The organism is Helicobacter hepaticus ATCC 51449, assembly GCF_000007905.1.
Classification (GTDB): Bacteria; Campylobacterota; Campylobacteria; order Campylobacterales; family Helicobacteraceae; genus Helicobacter_C; species Helicobacter_C hepaticus.
Genome location: NC_004917.1, coordinates 336,934 through 356,309, shown reverse-complemented (window position 1 = coordinate 356,309; position 19,376 = coordinate 336,934). Strand labels below are relative to the sequence as shown.

Annotated in this window: 17 protein-coding genes; 11 read left to right on the top strand and 6 right to left on the bottom strand. The window is 36.8% G+C overall.

Annotated elements, in window-relative coordinates; all coding sequences use genetic code 11:
* Window positions 1-57 precede the first annotated feature (57 nt).
* From HH_RS01785 to HH_RS01760, 6 genes are all read left to right on the top strand, one after another.
* Window positions 58-8,742: a DNA-directed RNA polymerase subunit beta/beta' gene (locus HH_RS01785; RefSeq protein ID WP_011115204.1), complete on the top strand. Its 8,685-nt coding sequence runs from the start codon at window positions 58-60 to the stop codon at window positions 8,740-8,742.
* A 91-nt stretch (window positions 8,743-8,833) separates the two neighbouring features.
* Window positions 8,834-9,223, top strand: coding sequence for a 30S ribosomal protein S12 (rpsL, locus tag HH_RS01780; protein ID WP_011115203.1), 390 nt, complete (start codon window positions 8,834-8,836; stop codon window positions 9,221-9,223).
* Between the two features lie 15 nt (window positions 9,224-9,238).
* Window positions 9,239-9,706: a 30S ribosomal protein S7 gene (rpsG, locus tag HH_RS01775; RefSeq protein ID WP_011115202.1), complete on the top strand. Its 468-nt coding sequence runs from the start codon at window positions 9,239-9,241 to the stop codon at window positions 9,704-9,706.
* Window positions 9,707-9,721: 15 nt separating this feature from the next.
* Window positions 9,722-11,800: an elongation factor G gene (fusA, locus tag HH_RS01770; protein WP_011115201.1), complete on the top strand. Its 2,079-nt coding sequence runs from the start codon at window positions 9,722-9,724 to the stop codon at window positions 11,798-11,800.
* A gap of 3 nt (window positions 11,801-11,803) precedes the next feature.
* Window positions 11,804-12,091, top strand: a complete 288-nt coding sequence (locus HH_RS01765) for a hypothetical protein (RefSeq protein WP_011115200.1) — start codon at window positions 11,804-11,806, stop codon at window positions 12,089-12,091.
* Between the two features lie 55 nt (window positions 12,092-12,146).
* Complete coding sequence (locus tag HH_RS01760; protein WP_011115199.1) at window positions 12,147-12,557, top strand: c-type cytochrome; 411 nt, start codon at window positions 12,147-12,149, stop codon at window positions 12,555-12,557.
* A gap of 21 nt (window positions 12,558-12,578) precedes the next feature.
* Here HH_RS01760 and HH_RS01755 read toward each other — a convergent pair whose 3' ends face one another.
* The 3 genes from HH_RS01755 to exbB are packed head-to-tail and all read right to left on the bottom strand — an operon-like array spanning window position 12,579 to window position 14,093.
* Window positions 12,579-13,307 (bottom strand): energy transducer TonB, encoded by a 729-nt coding sequence (locus HH_RS01755; RefSeq protein ID WP_011115198.1) that lies wholly within the window; start codon window positions 13,305-13,307, stop codon window positions 12,579-12,581.
* Window positions 13,273-13,653 carry a TonB system transport protein ExbD gene (gene exbD / locus HH_RS01750; RefSeq protein WP_011115197.1) on the bottom strand — a complete coding sequence of 127 codons (381 nt, stop codon included), beginning with the start codon at window positions 13,651-13,653 and terminating at the stop codon, window positions 13,273-13,275. Before exbD ends, HH_RS01755 begins: the two co-directional genes overlap by 35 nt.
* A 2-nt stretch (window positions 13,654-13,655) precedes the next feature.
* Window positions 13,656-14,093, bottom strand: a complete 438-nt coding sequence (exbB, locus tag HH_RS01745) for a TonB-system energizer ExbB (RefSeq protein WP_011115196.1) — start codon at window positions 14,091-14,093, stop codon at window positions 13,656-13,658.
* A 151-nt stretch (window positions 14,094-14,244) separates the two neighbouring features.
* Between exbB and nikR the strand changes: the two genes are divergently transcribed.
* The 5 genes from nikR to HH_RS01720 all read left to right on the top strand — a co-directional run bounded on the left by nikR (window position 14,245) and on the right by HH_RS01720 (window position 17,303).
* Window positions 14,245-14,676 (top strand): nickel-responsive transcriptional regulator NikR, encoded by a 432-nt coding sequence (gene nikR / locus HH_RS01740; RefSeq protein WP_011115195.1) that lies wholly within the window; start codon window positions 14,245-14,247, stop codon window positions 14,674-14,676.
* The gene (gene nadD / locus HH_RS01735; protein WP_050720592.1) at window positions 14,669-15,313 is read left to right on the top strand and encodes a nicotinate (nicotinamide) nucleotide adenylyltransferase; all 645 of its coding nucleotides are present in this window, start codon (window positions 14,669-14,671) and stop codon (window positions 15,311-15,313) included. Before nikR ends, nadD begins: the two co-directional genes overlap by 8 nt.
* 29 nt (window positions 15,314-15,342) lie before the next feature.
* A complete protein-coding gene (gene rsfS / locus HH_RS01730; RefSeq protein WP_011115193.1) occupies window positions 15,343-15,684 on the top strand; it encodes a ribosome silencing factor in 342 nt (113 codons plus the stop codon).
* A gap of 14 nt (window positions 15,685-15,698) precedes the next feature.
* Entirely contained in the window at window positions 15,699-16,667 is a 969-nt protein-coding gene (locus tag HH_RS01725) for a hypothetical protein (protein ID WP_158295423.1), read from the top strand.
* 114 nt (window positions 16,668-16,781) lie between these two features.
* Window positions 16,782-17,303 carry a DinB family protein gene (locus HH_RS01720; RefSeq protein WP_011115191.1) on the top strand — a complete coding sequence of 174 codons (522 nt, stop codon included), beginning with the start codon at window positions 16,782-16,784 and terminating at the stop codon, window positions 17,301-17,303.
* On the opposite strand, the gene HH_RS01715 is transcribed toward HH_RS01720, so the two are convergent.
* Genes HH_RS01715 through HH_RS01705 form a run of 3 tightly spaced genes read right to left on the bottom strand, consistent with a single transcriptional unit; the run spans window position 17,300 to window position 19,364 of the window.
* The gene (locus HH_RS01715; RefSeq protein WP_011115190.1) at window positions 17,300-18,052 is read right to left on the bottom strand and encodes an amino acid ABC transporter ATP-binding protein; all 753 of its coding nucleotides are present in this window, start codon (window positions 18,050-18,052) and stop codon (window positions 17,300-17,302) included. The genes HH_RS01720 and HH_RS01715 overlap by 4 nt on opposite strands.
* Window positions 18,049-18,705 carry an amino acid ABC transporter permease gene (locus tag HH_RS01710; RefSeq protein WP_041308960.1) on the bottom strand — a complete coding sequence of 219 codons (657 nt, stop codon included), beginning with the start codon at window positions 18,703-18,705 and terminating at the stop codon, window positions 18,049-18,051. The genes HH_RS01715 and HH_RS01710 overlap by 4 nt, the downstream gene beginning before the upstream one ends.
* Window positions 18,705-19,364: an amino acid ABC transporter permease gene (locus tag HH_RS01705; protein WP_011115188.1), complete on the bottom strand. Its 660-nt coding sequence runs from the start codon at window positions 19,362-19,364 to the stop codon at window positions 18,705-18,707. Before HH_RS01705 ends, HH_RS01710 begins: the two co-directional genes overlap by 1 nt.
* Window positions 19,365-19,376 lie beyond the last annotated feature (12 nt).

Sequence of the window (19,376 nt, the reverse complement as noted above, 5' to 3'; positions counted from 1 at the left end):
GGTTTTTTAGAGTATTTAGCTCTTTTAATCCATTTAAGAATAAGAAGGATATAACACATGGCAAACTTCACAAAACTTAAGAATAGACTCCGCGCTGACTTTACAAAAAATCCTCAAAGCATTGATGTTCCTAACCTTTTATTGCTTCAAAGGAATAGTTATGATGATTTTCTTTGTGTTGATAGCGATAAAGAATCTGGTATTGAGCGAGTGTTTAAGTCTGTTTTCCCTATTCAAGATAGCCAAAATCGTATTACGCTTGAATATGTAAGTTGTAAATTTGGTAAGCCTAAATATACCACGAATGAGGCAATGGTGCGTGGTGTAACATATGCAGTATCATTGCAAATTAAGATTCGTCTCGTGCTTTGGGAAAAAGATGAGAAAACAGGAGAGAGACTAGGCATAAAAGATGCTAAAGAGCAAAACATTTTTGTGCGTGATATTCCCCTTATGACGGATAGAACAAGTTTTATTATTAATGGTGTTGAACGCGTAGTGGTTAATCAGCTTCATCGTAGTCCAGGTGTCATTTTTAAAGAAGAAGAATCAAGTGCTTCATCAAATAAGCTTATTTATACAGGACAAATTATCCCCGATAGAGGCTCTTGGTTATATTTTGAATATGATTCTAAAGATGTGCTTTATGCACGAATTAATAAAAGACGCAAAGTTCCGGTAACTATTATTTTACGCGCTATGGGATATAGCAAACAAGATATTCTTAAGATTTTTTATCCTTTACAAAGAGTCAAATACAAAAAAGGTAAATATCTTATCCCATTCGATGTAGATAGCATAGGTAATCGCGCTGAATTTGATATTAAAGATGCTAAAGGCAATCTTTTGGTATCATCAGGCAAGAGGCTTTCTACGAAAAAAATTAAAGAGCTTAAAGAGGCAAAAATTGATTTAATTGAGTATCCGCTTGAAAACTTAACAAACAAGTTTCTTGCTGAACCTATAATCAACGCACAAGGTGAAGTGCTTTTTGATACACTTACTCAGCTTGATGAAAGCAAACTCAAAAAATTGCTTGAGCTTAAAATCAATGAATTTGTTATCGCTAATGCGAGTGCAGCTGGTGTGGATAATTCTATTATTAATTCATTTATGGCAGATGCAGAATCACTTAAAATGCTTCGTCAAAGTGAAAAGATTGATGATGAAAATGAACTTGCTGCAATTAGAATCTATAAAGTTATGCGTCCGGGTGAGCCTGTAACAAAAGAGGTTGCAAAGAGTTTTGTAAGACAATTATTTTTTGATCCAGAGCGATATGATTTAACACGTGTTGGTCGTATGAAAATGAATCATAAACTTCAAATTAATGTTCCTGATTATGTTACCGTGCTTACCCACGAGGATATTATTAGGACGATTCAATATTTACTTAAAGTGAAAAATGGTTTAGGCAAAATTGATGATAGAGACCATCTTGGGAATCGTAGAATCCGATCCATAGGCGAGCTTTTGGCAAATGAACTTCATACTGGGCTTGTGAAAATGCAAAAAGCTATCCGTGATAAGCTTACTTCTTTAAGTGGTGCATTTGATACGATAATGCCTCACGACCTTATTAATGGCAAAATGATTACAAGCACAATTATGGAATTTTTTACTGGTGGGCAACTTTCTCAATTTATGGACCAAACTAATCCACTTTCTGAAGTTACACATAAACGACGACTTTCAGCACTTGGTGAGGGTGGACTCGTAAAAGATAGAGTAGGTTTTGAGGCTCGTGATGTGCATCCTACACATTATGGTAGAATCTGTCCGATTGAAACACCAGAAGGACAAAATATTGGTTTGATTAATACACTCTCAACCTATACGCGCGTGAATGATTTAGGATTTATTGAAGCACCTTATAGAAAAGTTGAAAATGGCATAGTTTCTCAAGAGATAGTTTATCTTACGGCTGCGCAAGAAGAGGGTATCGTTATTGCTCCTGCAAGCACAGCAGTAGATAAAAATGGGCATATTATTGAAGATTTGATTGAAACACGTAAAGATGGCGAAATTATTTTAAGTGAAAAGTCGCGAGTTCAACTCATTGATTTAAGCCCTCGTATGCTCGTTGGTGTAGCAGCCTCACTTATTCCATTCCTTGAGCACGATGATGCTAACCGGGCTCTTATGGGTTCAAATATGCAACGTCAAGCTGTGCCTTTACTTAAACCTGATGCGCCTGTAGTTGGAACAGGAATAGAGCAAATTATTGCTCGTGATTCTTGGGAAGCAACAAAAGCTACTCGCAGTGGTGTGGTAGAGAGAGTAGATGCTAAAAATATTTATATTCTTGGCGAAGATGATAATGGTGCATATATTGACCACTATCATCTTGGTAAAAATCTTCGTACAAATCAAAATACTTGCTTCTCTCAACAACCTATTGTGCGACAGGGTGATAGGGTAGAGCAAGGACAAATTATTGCTGATGGTCCAAGTATGGACAATGGTGAATTGGCATTGGGTAAAAACATTCGTGTTGCTTTTATGCCGTGGAATGGTTATAACTTTGAAGATGCAATTGTGGTTAGTGAGAGACTTATTAAAGAAGATGCTTTTACCTCAATTCATATTTATGAAAAAGAAATAGAAGCGCGTGAACTTAAACACGGACTTGAAGAGATTACAGCCGATATTCCAGGCACAAAAGAAGCGGAGACTGCACATCTTGATGAAAGTGGTATCGTGCGAATAGGGACTTATGTAAGTGCAGGTATGATACTTGTGGGAAAAGTCTCTCCTAAGGGAGAGGTAAAACCTACACCCGAAGAGCGTCTTTTACGTGCAATTTTTGGTGAAAAAGCTGGACACGTAGTAAATAAATCGCTTTATTGTCCGCCTTCACTTGAAGGAACGGTGGTAGATGTCAAGATTTTTACGAAAAAAGGCTATGAAAAAGATGCACGTGCAATAAGTGCGTATGAGGAAGAAAAACGTGTGCTTGACATAGAACATCACGATCGTTTAACAATGATTCAGCAAGAAGAGACTTTGCGCATTTCATTAATGCTTTCAAAAGAAAAACTCTTAAGTGAGGTAAAAGTTGCTGATAAAGTGTTTAAAAAAGGTGCACAGATTCCAAAAGAGGAGTTAAGTGTGCTTAATCCATTTATTTTAAGCACTCTAATTAAGCATTATCCTAAAGAGATTCAAACTCGTTATGAACAAATTAAAACAAATTTCTTAGAACAGAAAAAAACGCTTGGTGAAGAACACGAAGAAAAACTTTCAATCCTAGAAAAAGATGATATTTTACCAAGTGGAGTTGTCAAGCTTGTCAAAATTTATATTGCCACAAAACGCAAACTTAAAGTAGGTGATAAAATGGCAGGACGACACGGAAATAAAGGTATTGTTTCTAATATAGTGCCTATGGTAGATATGCCTTATACTGCAGATGGAGAGCCTGTAGATATTGTGCTTAATCCACTTGGTGTGCCCAGTCGTATGAATATTGGACAGATTCTAGAAGTGCATTTGGGACTTGTAGGTAAGCGTCTTGGGCAACAGATTCAGGAAATTTTATCTTCTCAATCAAAGCAATGGCTTGATACATTACGCTCAAAAATGATTGAAATTGCTCAAGTAGTAAATTCTGATGATAAGTCAATGATAGAATTCCTTAAGAATCTTGATAATGAAGCATTGCTTGCATATGCACGAGATTGGAGCAATGGGGTAAAATTTGCCATTCCTGTGTTTGAGGGCATAGAGCAGGAAAAATTTGATAAACTTTTTTCTTTGGTAAAAGTTGATATGGACGGCAAAACAGAGCTTTATGATGGGAAAACAGGTGAAAAAATGCGTGAGCGTGTCAATGTAGGCTATATGTATATGCTTAAACTCCATCATTTAGTTGATGAAAAAGTCCATGCAAGAAGCACAGGACCTTATTCTTTGGTTACACAGCAACCTGTGGGTGGAAAGGCACTTTTTGGCGGACAGCGATTTGGAGAAATGGAAGTATGGGCGCTTGAGGCTTATGGTGCAGCTCATACGCTTAAAGAAATGCTTACGATTAAATCTGATGATACTGAAGGGCGCAGGGGTGCATATAAAGCAATAACAAAAGGTGAGCACGTTGGAGAATCTGAAATTCCAGAAACTTTTTATGTTTTAACTAAAGAGCTTCAATCTCTTGCTCTTGATGTTAATATTTATGGCGATGAGCAAGATGAAAATGGTATGCCTGTGCCTATTGCTATTAAAGAAGATGAGCGTCCAAAAGACTTTAGCTCTTTTCAGCTTGTATTGGCAAGTCCAGAGAAGATTCTCTCTTGGAGTAATGGTGAAGTAAAAAAACCTGAAACAATTAATTATCGCACTTTGAAACCTGAACGCGATGGATTATTCTGTACTAAAATCTTTGGTCCAGTGCGTGATTATGAATGTTTATGCGGTAAGTATAAAAAAATGCGTTATAAAGGTATTGTATGTGAAAAGTGTGGTGTTGAAGTTACAAAAGCAAAAGTGCGCCGCTCAAGAATGGGGCATATTGAGCTTGTTGCACCTGTAGCGCATATTTGGTATGTAAGTTCATTGCCTAGCCGTATCGGGACGTTGCTAGGTGTGAAGATGAAAGATTTAGAACGCGTGTTATATTATGAAGCATATATTGTTAAATCACCCGGTGAAGCATTTTATGATAATGAGGGTTCAAAGCCAATTTTGAAATATGATGTGCTTAATGAGGAACAATTCCAAAGCATTAATCAACGTTTTGAACATACAGGATTTGTTGCCCAAATGGGTGGAGAAGCAATTAAAGAGTTACTTGAAGAGCTTGATTTGATATTGCTTTTAAATACTTTGCGCGAAGAGATTCGCTCTACTAATTCAGAAGCAAAGAAAAAAACTATTGTAAAGCGTCTTAAAGTTGTAGAAAGTTTTATTAATTCAGGTAATCGTCCAGAATGGATGATGCTTACGATTCTTCCTGTATTACCACCAGATTTACGTCCTTTGGTGGCTCTTGATGGAGGGAAGTTTGCTGTGAGCGATGTAAATGACTTATATCGCCGCGTCATTAATCGTAATCAACGTTTAAAACGGCTCATTGAACTTGATTCTCCAGAAATTATTGTGCGTAATGAAAAAAGAATGTTGCAAGAAGCTGTTGATGCACTCTTTGATAATGGAAGAAATGCAAATGCTGTTAAAGGTGCAAATAAACGACCGCTTAAATCTTTATCAGAGATTATTAAAGGGAAACAGGGGAGATTCCGACAGAATCTCCTTGGTAAGCGTGTGGATTTTTCTGGACGAAGTGTTATTGTTGTGGGACCAAATCTTAAAATGAACCAATGTGGATTACCTAAAAATATGGCTCTTGAGCTCTTTAAGCCACATTTATTTGCTAAACTTGAAGAAAAAGGTTATGCCACTACGCTTAAACAAGCAGTAAAAATGGTAAATCAAAAGACAAATGAAGTATGGGAATGTTTGCAAGAGATTGTTAATGGATACCCTGTGTTGCTTAATCGTGCACCAACTCTGCATAAACAATCTATCCAAGCTTTCCACCCAAAACTCATTGATGGCAAGGCTATTCAACTCCATCCGCTTGTGTGTTCAGCATTTAATGCAGACTTTGATGGTGACCAAATGGCAGTGCATGTGCCTCTTTCACAAGAAGCGATTGCAGAATGCAAGATTCTTATGCTTAGTTCAATGAATATCTTACTCCCAGCAAGTGGAAAGGCTGTAGCAGTGCCAAGCCAAGATATGGTTTTAGGCTTGTATTATCTCTCACTTGAGAAAAAGGGTGTAAAAGGCGAACATAAGATTCTCGCAAGTATTGATGAAATTGTTATGGCAATTGAAATGGGTGAACTTGATATTAACGCACGTATTAAGACTGTGCATAATCGCCGCGTGATAGATACAACAGCTGGACGTATGATTTTAAGCTCTATTTTGCCTGATTTTGTGCCATTAAATTTGTGGAATCAGACTATGAAGAAAAAGGATATCGGGACATTAATTGATTATGTATATAAAGAGGGTGGGTTAGGTATTACAGCTACTTTCCTTGATAACCTTAAGAATCTTGGCTTTAAATATGCGACAAAAGCCGGTATTTCTATTTCAGCAGCGGATATTATTATCCCCCATAATAAAGCTACTATGATTGATGAGGCGAAAAAAGAAATTAAGAGAATCCAAGGTGAATTTGAACAAGGACTCCTTACTGCGCAAGAGCGATACAATAAGAGTATTGATATTTGGACAGAGACAAGTGAAAAAATGGGTAAATTGATGATGGAAAAAGTCAAAAATGACAAAGAAGGCTTTAATTCTATCTATATGATGGCAGATTCTGGAGCGAGAGGAAGCGAGGCACAGATTCGACAACTTTCTGCTATGAGAGGACTTATGGCAAAACCTGATGGCACGATTATTGAAACGCCTATTACTTCAAACTTTAAAGAAGGTTTGAATGTATTAGAGTATTTTAATTCTACTCACGGCGCACGAAAAGGTTTGGCTGATACTGCCCTTAAAACAGCGAATGCTGGGTATCTTACAAGAAAACTTATCGATGTGAGTCAAAATATGAAAGTTACGATTGAAGATTGTGGCACACACGAGGGTGTAGAGATTACAGACATCACGGTTGGAAGCGATATGATTGAACCGCTTGAAGAACGTGTAGTTGGACGTGTGTTAGCACGAGATGTTATTGACCCTATTGCTAATGAGATTCTCTTAAGTGAAGGTGTATTGATTGATAGCACAATGGCAAGACGTATTAAAGAGGCAAACGTCAAATCCGTAATGATACGCACACCCGTAACTTGCAAAGCACAAAAAGGTGTGTGTGCGAAGTGTTATGGGCTAAATCTTGGTGAATCTAAAATGGTCAAACCAGGTGAAGCAGTAGGAGTGCTTGCTGCCCAAAGTATTGGTGAACCTGGGACACAGCTTACACTTAGAACATTTCACGTAGGTGGGACGGCAAGTAGAAGCACTGAAGAAAAGCAGATTGTGGCAAAGAAAGAGGGCTTTATTCGTTATTATAATATTCGCACTTACACTAATAGTAAGGGACAAAAAATTGTAGCAAATCGTAGAAATGCTGCAATTTTAGTTGTTGAACCACGTATTAAAGCAGAGTTTGATGGAGAACTAGAAGTAGAGAATGTCCATGATGAAGTGCATATTACGATTGTGGGTGATAAGAAACGTTCTGAAACATATCGCTTAAGAAAAGATGACGTAGCAAAACAAAATGAACTTGCAGGTGTAGCGGGCAAAATTGAAGGTAAGTTGCTTGTGCCACACGAGAGTGGTTATAAAGTGAAAGCTGGTGGAAGTATCGTTGATACAATTATGGATAGCTGGAATATACCAACGCGGATTCCATATGGAAGTGAATTAAAGGTTGAGGATAATGCGCCTATTTCTCAAAAAATTACTGCCAAAGAAAAGGGTATTGTGAAGTTTTATACGCTTCGTGCAGATACATTAGAACGTAATCATAATGTAAAAGCAGGTATGGTTGTATCTGAAAAGGGTATGTTTGCAGTGATTGCGGATCAAAACGATAGAGAAGCTATCCGCCATTATATTGCTCGGACATCCAAGATTCTTGTTGATGATAATAGTGAAGTAGATATAAATACACTTATTTCTGAACCAACTTCCACAGAACAGATTGTTGTTGCAGAATGGGACGCTTATAGTGAACCAATTATTGCTGACCAAGCGGGAATTGTATCTTTTAGGGATATTATTGCTGGGCTTACTGTGAGTGAGCAAGAAGATGAAAATACACATCAGAAAAATTTTGTCATTAATGAGTATGTTCCTGCAGGCTATAAACCAATGCTTGTTGTTACTACTAAAGATGGTAAGGAAATAAGTTATCGCTTAGAATCCCGCACTTCTATTGCTGTAAATGATGGCGATAAAGTTGAAATAGCTGATATTATCGCTAAAGTGCCAAAAGCATTGGCAAAGTCTAAAGATATTACGGGTGGTCTCCCACGTGTTACAGAACTTTTTGAAGCAAGAAAACCAAAAGACACCGCTATTCTTTCAGAACTTGATGGAACAGTAAGCTTTGGTAAACCTATACGCGGTAAAGAGCGCATTATTATTACTGCAGCTGATGGTAGGGTTGCAGAATATGCAGTAGATAAAAATAAGAAGATTCTCGTGCATGAACAAGAATTTATCCACGCAGGTGAGGCAATGACTGATGGTGTAATATCAAGCCACGATATTTTGCGTATTAGTGGTGAAAAAGAGCTTCATAAATATATTGTGAGTGAAGTGCAGCAAGTATATCGACGGCAAGGTGTGAGCATTGCCGATAAACATATTGAAATCATTGTTTCTCAGATGTTGCGTCAAGTAAAAATTGTTGATAGTGGTAACACGAAGTTTATTGAAGGTGATTTAGCAAGCAAGCGACATTTTAAGGAAGAAAATGAAAGAATCTTAAGTATCGGTGGAGAGCCTGCAGTGGCTGAGCCTGTATTATTAGGTATCACTCGTGCAGCTATTGGAAGTGATTCTATTATTTCAGCTGCGTCATTCCAAGAGACTACAAAAGTGCTTACCGAAGCAAGTATTGCAGCTAAAAAAGATACGCTTGATGATCTCAAGGAAAATGTTGTGCTTGGGCGTATGATACCTGTGGGAACGGGCTTATACAAAAATAAGAAGTTCCATTATAGGTGTGAAAAACAAGAAGAATACGAGGAAGATGAGGAAGAATAGATAAATTTCTTCATCTCTAAGAGAAATAAAAGTTTTTGTTGGGTAAAATCCCTGCATTTTTTATTTTTAATTTTGCATAAAGGAAGCATCAGTGCCAACCATAAATCAGCTTATTAGAAAAGAAAGAAAGAAAGTTATCCGCAAGACAAAGTCTCCTGCATTATTGGAATGCCCACAAAGGAGAGGAGTATGCACACGTGTTTATACTACGACACCTAAGAAACCAAATTCGGCATTAAGAAAAGTTGCCAAAGTGAAACTCACTTCTAAGGTAGAGGTTATTAGCTATATTCCGGGTGAAGGACATAATCTCCAAGAGCACTCCATTGTGCTTGTAAGAGGCGGACGTGTAAAAGATTTGCCCGGGGTGAAATATCATATTATCCGTGGTGCATTAGATACTGCAGGTGTTGCAAAAAGAAATGTTTCGCGCAGTAAGTATGGTGCTAAAAAAGCCAAAGCCGGTGGCGATAAAAAATAATTTAAGGATAAGAGAATGAGAAGAAGAAAAGCTCCTGTAAGAGAAGTTTTGGGTGACCCGATTTATAATAACAAGGTAGTAACAAAATTCATTAATAAAATGATGCTTGATGGTAAAAAAAGTGTGAGTGAAAAGATAATTTATGCTGCATTTGATAAAATTGAAGAAAAAAGTGGTGAAAAAGGTATAGAAGTATTTGAGAAAGCACTTGAACGTGTTAAACCTCTTGTGGAAGTAAGAAGTCGCCGTGTAGGTGGAGCAACATATCAAGTTCCTGTTGAAGTGCGTCCAGCTCGTCAGCAATCCCTCTCTATTCGTTGGTTACTTGAGGCTACGCGCAAGAGAAATGAGCGCACAATGATTGAACGTTTAGCAAGTGAGCTTGTAGATGCTGCAAATGAAAGAGGAGCAGCTTTTAAGAAAAAAGAAGATGTGCATAAAATGGCTGAAGCAAATAAAGCTTTTGCACACTATCGTTGGTAGCACAAAGGAAGTATAATGGCAAGAAAGACCCCTTTAGTAAGGATTAGAAATATCGGTATTGCTGCACATATTGATGCAGGAAAAACGACAACTTCAGAGAGAATTTTATTTTATACGGGCGTGAGCCACAAGATTGGTGAAGTCCATGATGGTGCAGCAACTATGGATTGGATGGAGCAAGAAAAAGAGCGTGGGATTACGATTACCTCTGCCACTACAACTTGTTTTTGGAGAGATTATCAAATCAATCTTATTGATACACCCGGACACGTTGATTTTACCATTGAAGTAGAGCGTTCTATGCGTGTGCTTGATGGAGCTATTGCTGTATTTTGTTCTGTAGGAGGCGTGCAACCCCAAAGTGAAACCGTATGGAGACAAGCCAATAAATATGGTGTACCTCGTATGGTTTTTGTCAATAAAATGGATAGAATCGGTGCTAATTTTTATAGTGTTGAAAGTCAAATTAAACAGCGTTTGAAAGCTAATCCTGTGCCTATTAATATCCCTATTGGGGCAGAGGAAAATTTTAAAGGCGTTATTGATTTAGTGCAAATGAAAGCAATTGTTTGGAATGATGAGTCAATGGGCGCTAAATATGATGTAGAGGAAATTCCATCAGAATTGGTTGAGAAAGCCAATGAATACCGAGAAAAGCTTCTTGAAGCTGCAGCAGAACAAGATGAAGCCTTAATGGAAAAATATCTTGGTGGTGAAGAATTGAGTATTGAGGATATTAAAAAAGGCATAAAAATTGGTTGTTTAAATATGAGTCTTATCCCTATGCTTTGTGGTTCAAGCTTTAAAAATAAAGGAGTGCAAACACTTCTTGATGCAGTGGTGGATTATCTCCCTGCTCCTACAGAAGTGGCCGAAATTAAAGGTATTGATCCTAAAAATGAATCTGAATTAAGTGTAGAATCTAGCGATGATGGTGCATTTGCAGGATTAGCTTTTAAGATTATGACTGACCCATTTGTAGGGCAACTTACTTTTGTGCGTGCATATCGTGGTAAATTAGAATCTGGAAGCTATGTACTTAATTCAACAAAAGGTAAAAAAGAGCGTGTAGGACGACTTTTAAAAATGCACTCCAATAAGCGTGAGGATATTAAAGAAATTTATGCGGGCGAGATTTGTGCATTTGTGGGCTTGAAAGATACGGTTACGGGTGATACGCTTTGTGATGAAAAAGTGCCTGTGATTTTAGAACGTATGGATTTCCCAGAGCCTGTGATTCAAATTGCAGTAGAGCCAAAAACAAAAGCTGACCAAGAAAAAATGTCTATTGCACTTAGCAAACTTGCTGAAGAAGATCCAAGCTTTAGAGTGAGCACGCACGAGGAGACAGGGCAGACTCTTATTGGTGGTATGGGTGAGCTTCACTTAGAAATTATTGTTGATAGACTAAAACGTGAGTTTAAAGTAGAAGCAGAAGTGGGTGAACCGCAAGTTGCCTTTAGAGAAACTATCCGAACTGCGGTTGAACAAGAATGTAAATATGCTAAACAATCAGGTGGGCGTGGGCAGTATGGACACGTGCATATTAGACTTGAACCAAAAGAAGCAGGCACAGGTTATGAATTTGTTAATAATATTAGTGGTGGAGTTATTCCAAAAGAATATATTCCAGCTGTTGATAAAGGCATTCAAGAAGCAATGCAAAATGGTGTGCTTGCAGGATATCCCGTAGTAGATTTTAAAATAACACTTTATGATGGAAGTTATCATGATGTGGATTCATCTGAAATGGCGTTTAAAATCGCCGGTTCTATGGCATTTAAAGACGCTTGTCGCAAGGCAAACGCAGTGCTATTGGAACCTATGATGAAGGTTGAGGTGGAGGTCCCTGAAGAGTATATGGGTGATGTCATAGGAGATTTAAACAGAAGGCGAGGGCAAATCAACTCAATGGACGATCGTATGGGATTAAAGATTGTGAATGCTTTTGTTCCTCTAGCTGAAATGTTTGGTTATTCTACTGACTTGCGCTCAGCTACACAGGGTAGAGGCACATATACAATGGAATTTGACCACTATGGTGAAGTGCCAAGTAATGTTGCCAAAGAAATTATGGAAAAACGAAAGGGGTAATCCATGAAAAAGTTAATTTTTGTGTTAGGTTTAGGTTTAGTGTTTGTAGCTTGTGGAGATAATGTAAAAGATAATGAAAGCGCAGAAACTCCTACGCATACAACAGATACAGCAGAAGCAATTGAAACTCCTGCAAATGAAACTGCACCAGCAGTAGAACCTCAAGCAGATGAAATGAAAAATGAAGATGATTCTCAAACACAAGTAGCTCCAGAATCTGAGATTACTACAGAATCTGCTGATTCACAACCTCAAGATGATGCTGCAAAAGAAGAGAGTGCAGCTCAATAAAAGAAGTCTCTTCCGCTAGCCTCTCCTTAAGAGAGGCAATAGATAAGGAAAAATTATGAATAGATTTCTTCTTTTTTGTATATTCCCTTTGTTATTTATCGCTTGTTTTGATGATAAAAAACAAGATTCTAAACACACTCCTGTATCTCAAGTAAAACAATCTGATATGTCTCCAAATAAGAATGCTTTAGAAAATGTAAAAAGTAATGCTTCTTTACCTGATGCTCAAGTGCTTTATGGTAAATGTGCTGCGTGCCACGGCAAAGATGGTAAGAGTGTTGCACCGGGAAGTGTAGGTAATGTCCTTATCGCTTCACTTAATAAGGCACAGGTAAGAGAATCTCTGAAAGGATTCCGTGAGCAGACATTGAGCAAGGGTGGCAATTCTATTATTATGTATATGCAGACAAAGAACCTAAGCGATGAAGATATTGAGGCATTAGCAAATTATATTGATGCGTTTTAGAATCTAAATGATAGAATTTTATTAGATTCTATCAAGCTCATATTTAATCGGTAATTCAATTTTGGTAGTTGAGCTTAGAGTAGGAAAATCGCTTTGAGCCTTTTTTATGGCATTGACTGCAGCTGTATTAAATAATTCATATTGATTTGCTTTGATAACGCGTATATTTGATACTTTGCCATCTTTATGAATAATAAATTCTACGATTACCTCTCCTTCCAATCCTCTTTTTCTTGCCATAGTAGGATATTTACTTTTTCGGTCAATAGCACTTTTAATTTTTGAGAACAAATCATCCTCGCTCCCATTTTTATATGAAAGCGTTTGTATTATCTCGCCTTCTTCTGTCTTTTCGTTAGGCTTAGCTTTAGGAGCTTTATTTATGGGAGATTCTTCCTCTTTTTTTGCAAGTTTGCCTTGTTCTTTAATAATTTCTTTATGCTGATGTTTTGTTTTATGCACTAAAGGTTTGGGCTTAGGATTTTCTATTTCTTCTTGAGAAGGAGTTTGAAAAGTTGCTAGAGTAAGGGTTGTGATATTGTCTCCGTTTTGTTGAAAATCAACATTGTGAAAATGCTCGTATAGGCTTATTGCAAATGCAAAATGTAATACAAAACTGAGCACAAATCCTACTTTGCTGGGTGTAAAGAAAGTATGCTGATTATTTTTTTGATGAGCTGTGTGATTTATGCTTAGCCTTTGCATATGACATAGATTACTTGGTTTTTGTTGAAATTCCGAAGTTTTCATGCCCTTTCTCCTTTAAAATATCTATGATTTGAATAAAAGTTTCAAATTTCGCATTTTTATCACTTTTGAGTTGAATAAGTGTTTTGTTATCAACATTGGCAATCTCAGCCTTAAGAGATTCTATATCGGTAGCTTTATCATTGAAATAAATAATATTCTGCTCATCAATAGTAATTATACTTGGTTTCTCGTGTTTTTCTTGTTGATTTTGGCTTGCATAGGGAAGTTCTACTTTAATTTGCCCTTGAGCTATAAAAGTAGATACACTTAGCACAATAGCCAAAAGGACAAGCATTACATCAATGAAAGGGACAATATTCAAGCCATCTTTTTTTGGGATTCTCATATTTATCTCTCGTTGATGTCTTTTTTACTGAGTTTATAGCGATTAAGCTGCACGTCCATTTTACGCACAAAGCAATTATATACAATTAAAGTAGGGATAGCTACCACCAAGCCAAGAGCAGTAGCTTTAAGAGCAGTAGATAAGCCAATCATAATGCTTTGGGCGTCCATACCACCGCTCATACCCATATCATAAAAGGTAATCATAATCCCAATAACTGTGCCTAAAAGCCCCACATAGGGTGCATTAGAATAGATGATATAAAGAGCAGTAAGATTTTTACTTAATACTTCTTCTAATATTTCCTCATTTTGATAATCATTAAGATTTATACGCATATAAAAAATGAGCCTCTCACAGCTAAACCACACGCTTAAAAAACTCATAAAACCAAGAATTGCAAAAATAATATAATCAATATAATCTTTGAGAAATTCCATAAATATACTCCAAAAAAGGTTAAGGTATTTAATTGCTGCATATTATAAAAATCATTCTTAAGATAAGATTATACTTCCTTTTAATTTTACTTAAATTCATACTTCAGCCTTTTTACGCTACAATTTTTTAAGTTTATTAAAAGGAGACATAATGAAGTCTAGTATTATCCGATTTAGTGTATCTCTCCCGCAGAATCTCCTTGAAACTCTTGATGAGCGTCTTACTCATAAGGGATATTCTTCACGTTCTGAAATTGTGCGAGATATGATACGCGAAAAGCTTAATGAGGAAATATGGAGTAGTGGTGCTGAAAATACGCAAGGTGTAGCAGTTTTGACGATTATTTATGATCACCATCAGCGTGAGCTTAATCAGCGTATGATTGATATTCAGCATACAAGCACACATAAGGGCAATGTTGAGATTCTCTGCAATACGCACGTGCATTTAGACCAACATAATTGCCTTGAAACAATTATCTTACGTGGTAATGGAGTGCATATTGAGGATTTAAGTATTGAAATTGGCGGACTTAAAGGTGTAAAATTTTCTAAATTGACGCGTGCAAGCCGATTTGAGTAATATTATAGCACTTTATGGTGGCAGTTTTGACCCGCTTCATTATGCTCATATGGAGATTATTCGCCTCTTGCGTGAAAATCTTCTATATAAGCGGATTATCCTTATGCCAAATTATCGTAATCCGCTTAAAAGCTCCTCTTTTTTTACACCATTGCAACGATTGCAAATGTGCAAAATCCTCGCTGATGAGATGAATAATGCTAAGTCTTGCAATCAAAAGATTCCATATATATCAGTCAGTGATTATGAAGTGTGCCAGAATCGGAGTGTATTTAGTGTGCAGAGCGTAGCCTTTATTAAAGAACAAATAACAAAGCAAGATACCAATGCCCAACTTGTTTTTGTGTTGGGAGAAGATAGTTTTAATAATCTTAAGCAGTGGAAAGATGTAGAAAAATTATGCAAAATGGTAGATTTTGTGCTTATAAAGCGCGAAATTTCCCAAAAAGATTCTCAAATATCACCACATATTGTGCCTTATGCGCACGTTATTAAATGTTTAGATTTACCTCCTAGTGTAGCGCATTTTTCCTCAAGCTCTGTGCGCTCTTTGCTTCAAAAAGGGCAAATAGATGAAGCTTTAAACCTTGTTCCTGTATGCTTACATACTTTTATCAAGGCAAACTTTAGGCTATAATAAGCCTTTATTTTATACAAGGAGATTGCTTGCAAGGAAAACATATAAATGAAAGGATTGAGCGTATTACCACACTTTTAGCAGATAAGAAAGGTGAGGATATTGAAGTATTTGATTTATGTGATAAGGATTATATTGTAGATAAAGTCATCATTGTGAGTGCGATGATAGGGAAGCATTCTTTTGCTTTACTTGATTATCTTAAAAGTGAGCTAAAGCCTCAAGGGGAAGTATTTTATGCTACCGAAGAAGAGAGTGAAGATTGGGTAGTTGCCGATTTGGGAGATATTATGATTCATATTTTCACACCTAATCATCGCAAAAAATTTAATTTAGAAGAATTTTTACATTCAATTATTATCAAAAAATAACAATGTTTTTAAGATTGACTCTTTCTAGCGTTTTTTTTGTTTGTGCCTTTGGTGCGGATATTCTCATTCCCTTACAAGATGAGGTATTTAAAGATGATTTTAAGATTCAAAGCTTCCAAAAGGATTCTTCTTTAGAATCTAATGCCTTAGAATATATGCAAAATAAACAAAGTCCCATTACTCAAAGCCTCTCATTACATTATCTTAACGCGTATATGCGTCATCACTCCTTTGCAATAAGTGTAAATGGAGTGGGGTTAGAATATCATAGAATCTTAGCTAATAATGAGCAAAGTGATGTACTTTTTTCTGTGCAGACAAATTTTACAAAAGCCTCACTTAAGACAGAATCTTTCTATTCTAATAACACACAAGATTCTATCTCTATTGCACCTGATGCAAGTTTTCAAATTGGCATATTAGCACAACTTGATGTTTTGTTTGCACAAAGTGAAAGAGGCTATCATTGGTTAGGTTTTGAGTTTGGATACTCCTTTGCTTTACCTGCACATCTTGCAGGAGGTGTTGAGGGCATAGAGTTTGATGAGCAAAGTATGCTTTTAAATGTTGATTATGGATATAGTTTTAACTTTGGTAAGTATGCCTTGCTGCCTTTTTTGCGCTTAGAGAGTTATGCGTTTTTCCCAACCAAAGAAATGGCAAAAAATCGTGATTTTATTGATGGGGGATTTAATATGCTTGTAGGGATAAAAAATATTTGGGATACGCGCTACTTTGAGGCTGCGTTGAGTTTTGGTGTGTTGAGTGATTTAAATTTATCAAGTTCTGGTGTTGGTGTGTTGGCAAATGGTGCGATAGTCTATGATAGGTTGGGTATGAGCAATGGTATCTTTAGCGAGATAAGTATTGGTATCTTAGAACATAAGAACTTTCATTTATTAGCAAAATCAAATTTTTCCTATATGCTTTCATATTATGAGCTAAATTGGCAAAATAGCCTAAGCGCAATGTTTAGATTCTAAGTTGATTGGTAAGAGGGAGTTAAAAAATGAATGAGCAAATGCAGATAAAAACTCATTGACTTCTATAAGAAGTTAATATAGAATCTTAGAATTTAATTTACTAAGGAGACAAGTATGAAAGATGTTCTATTACTCCAAGCAAGATACAACAAAATGGCTGATACGCAGATGTTTGCAGTGTTAAAAAATATGGCAACAGAGGATTTGTATAAGGATTGTGGTTTGTATTATGGGAGCATTATGCAGACTGCTGCACATAGCTTGTGTGGAAGTATAGGATTATTTTTGAGCAAACTGAGTGCTTTTGTGGAAAACAAACCCACTCATTTACAAGAAATTCTTGGATATTTGAAAGCAGATTTTAGTCTTGATGAAAAAATATTTCAAGATATTCAAAGCTTTTCTGCACTCCAAGAGCGCGTAGATGAAGCGATGATTGAGCTTATTAATAATATGAGTAATTTTGATAAAAGCGAAACTTTGACATTGGGTGAAAACTTTACAATTGTAAAGAGCAGAGCGCACTTAATCTTAGCTTTATTAAATCACGCTTTACACCACAGAGGACAGATTGCAGGCGCACTTGATATACTTGGAGTGAGTAATGACTTTGGTGGTATGCTAGATTTATCTTAAAGTTCAAATACATTAAGGAATTTTTGCGCTCTTTGACTTTTGGGTGCGCTAAAAAACTCTTGTGGTGTAGATTCCTCAATAAGTTTACCCTCATCAAAAAAGCAGATTCTATCTGCAACTTTTTGAGCAAAGCGCATTTCGTGTGTTACGATAAGCATCGTCATACCTTCATTTGCAAGCTCTAGTATCACTTCAAGCACTTCTTTTACCATTTCAGGGTCAAGTGAAGCAGTTACTTCATCAAAAAGCATAATTTCTGGATTCATACAGAGTGCGCGCACGATTGCTACACGTTGTTTTTGTCCTCCGCTTAGCTCTTTGGGTGAGGCTTGTATTTTATGTCTAAGCCCTACGCGTTCTAAAAGGGTTTGTGCTTGCGCTATTACTTCGTTTTTATTACGTTTTTGCACTTTTGTGGGACCGAGCAAAACATTATCCATTACACTCATATGGGGGAATAAATCATAACTTTGGAACACCATACCAATGCGTTGGCGGATTTTACTCCATTTTGCCTTTGGGTGATTAATTATTTCATTGCTCAAACTGATTTCTCCGCCTTGTGTGGATTCTAATCCATTGATACAGCGTAAAAATGTGCTTTTGCCACAGCCGCTAGGTCCTAAAATTACAATGACTTCACCCTTTTGCACTTGCATAGAAATATCATTAAGCACAAAATGTGTGCCATCATAAGTTTTTTTGAGATGAGATATACTCAAAAGTGGCGTGTCTAGTGTTGATTTCATTGATATTTTTTCTCCAAAATTTTACTTAAATATGAAAGGGGATAGCACAGGATAAAATATGTGCAGAAAATCCCTCCATATACCCAAAAACTCGCATTTGGATTGGATTTGTTGAGTTCTATAATTTGCTGCCCGACTTTGAGCAAATCTACAGCTCCAAGCAATGCTACAAGCGAAGTTGTCTTAATCATACGAGTAGAGAGGGAAATGATTGAGGGTAAAAGGCGACGGAGTGCTTGAGGCAAGATAATATAGCACATAATTTGCCATTGCTGTAATCCAAGTGCCTTACCACTTTCACTTTGATGTTTGGGGAGTGAGGTAATTGCTCCACGCACCAAATCTCCCACTTCAGCTACACCCCATAGGCTAAAGACGATAATCGCGCTTGTTATCGCACTAAGATTAATATCAAATTGCTGCGAAATACCAAAAAATACGATAAAAAGCCAAGCAAGAATAGGAATAATGCGCACACATTCAAGATAGAATCTGCATATTCCGCGTATAATGAGGCTTTTTAAAGTCATTATAAAGCCTAAAATAAGTCCGCCAAATGTTGCTAAAATAATAGAGATGAGCGCAATCTCAAGCGTGAGAAGCACCCCTTGTAAGAGCCGAGCAAAATTTGAGCCAATAAAAAATATTTCCATTACAACACTCGCTTTTTGTAGGATCGCTCAAGGAGTGAAAAGACCAAAGAGAGAGGGAGAAGCACGATGAGGTAGCTTAAGACAAGAAGAGTTAAGGCTTCATTTGTTTTATAATAATGCGTGATAATATCTTTGGTTACAAACATAATATCTGCTAAAGCGATGACACTTACAACAGAAGTTTCTTTCAAAAGAAAAATGACATTTGCTCCCACAGAGGGTAAAGCAACACTAAGAGATTGAGGGAGGATAATATAAAACATCATTTGATGAGATTGTAATCCTATGCTTTGTGCGCTTTCGATCTGTGAGCTAGAGATAGATTCTAATCCTGTGCGGAAGCTCTCACACATATATCCACCACCTAAAAATGCTAAGCCTGTGATAGCACAGACATATTCATTGAGATTTATGCCTATAATGCTATGTAGCCCATAGTAGAGAAAAAAGAGTTGGATAAGTAAGGGTGTGTTACGCGCTAATTCTACATAGATTGCTACAATAGGGCTTAGAAAGCGGACTTTTAAAAACAAAATCCACGCACTTATGAAACCAATGATAAGTGAAAGTAAAATGCCAAAAAAGGAGATATACAAAGTCAAAGAGAGGGCTTTGGCAAACATCGGCACACATTGGCGCATAAAGTCAAAATCTAGCATATTCTCCCTTTG

Excerpts from the sequence above, each read along its gene's own strand:
- HH_RS01720 (WP_011115191.1), top strand. The coding sequence starts at position 16,782 with ATGAAAGATGTTCTATTACTCCAAGCAAGATACAACAAAATGGCTGAT.
- HH_RS01715 (WP_011115190.1), bottom strand. The coding sequence starts at position 18,052 with ATGAAATCAACACTAGACACGCCACTTTTGAGTATATCTCATCTCAAA.
- HH_RS01760 (WP_011115199.1), top strand. The coding sequence starts at position 12,147 with ATGAATAGATTTCTTCTTTTTTGTATATTCCCTTTGTTATTTATCGCT.
- rpsG (WP_011115202.1), top strand. The coding sequence starts at position 9,239 with ATGAGAAGAAGAAAAGCTCCTGTAAGAGAAGTTTTGGGTGACCCGATT.
- exbB (WP_011115196.1), bottom strand. The coding sequence starts at position 14,093 with ATGGAATTTCTCAAAGATTATATTGATTATATTATTTTTGCAATTCTT.
- HH_RS01755 (WP_011115198.1), bottom strand. The coding sequence starts at position 13,307 with ATGAAAACTTCGGAATTTCAACAAAAACCAAGTAATCTATGTCATATG.
- exbD (WP_011115197.1), bottom strand. The coding sequence starts at position 13,653 with ATGAGAATCCCAAAAAAAGATGGCTTGAATATTGTCCCTTTCATTGAT.
- HH_RS01705 (WP_011115188.1), bottom strand. The coding sequence starts at position 19,364 with ATGCTAGATTTTGACTTTATGCGCCAATGTGTGCCGATGTTTGCCAAA.
- HH_RS01710 (WP_041308960.1), bottom strand. The coding sequence starts at position 18,705 with ATGGAAATATTTTTTATTGGCTCAAATTTTGCTCGGCTCTTACAAGGG.
- fusA (WP_011115201.1), top strand. The coding sequence starts at position 9,722 with ATGGCAAGAAAGACCCCTTTAGTAAGGATTAGAAATATCGGTATTGCT.
- HH_RS01765 (WP_011115200.1), top strand. The coding sequence starts at position 11,804 with ATGAAAAAGTTAATTTTTGTGTTAGGTTTAGGTTTAGTGTTTGTAGCT.
- HH_RS01785 (WP_011115204.1), top strand. The coding sequence starts at position 58 with ATGGCAAACTTCACAAAACTTAAGAATAGACTCCGCGCTGACTTTACA.
- nikR (WP_011115195.1), top strand. The coding sequence starts at position 14,245 with ATGAAGTCTAGTATTATCCGATTTAGTGTATCTCTCCCGCAGAATCTC.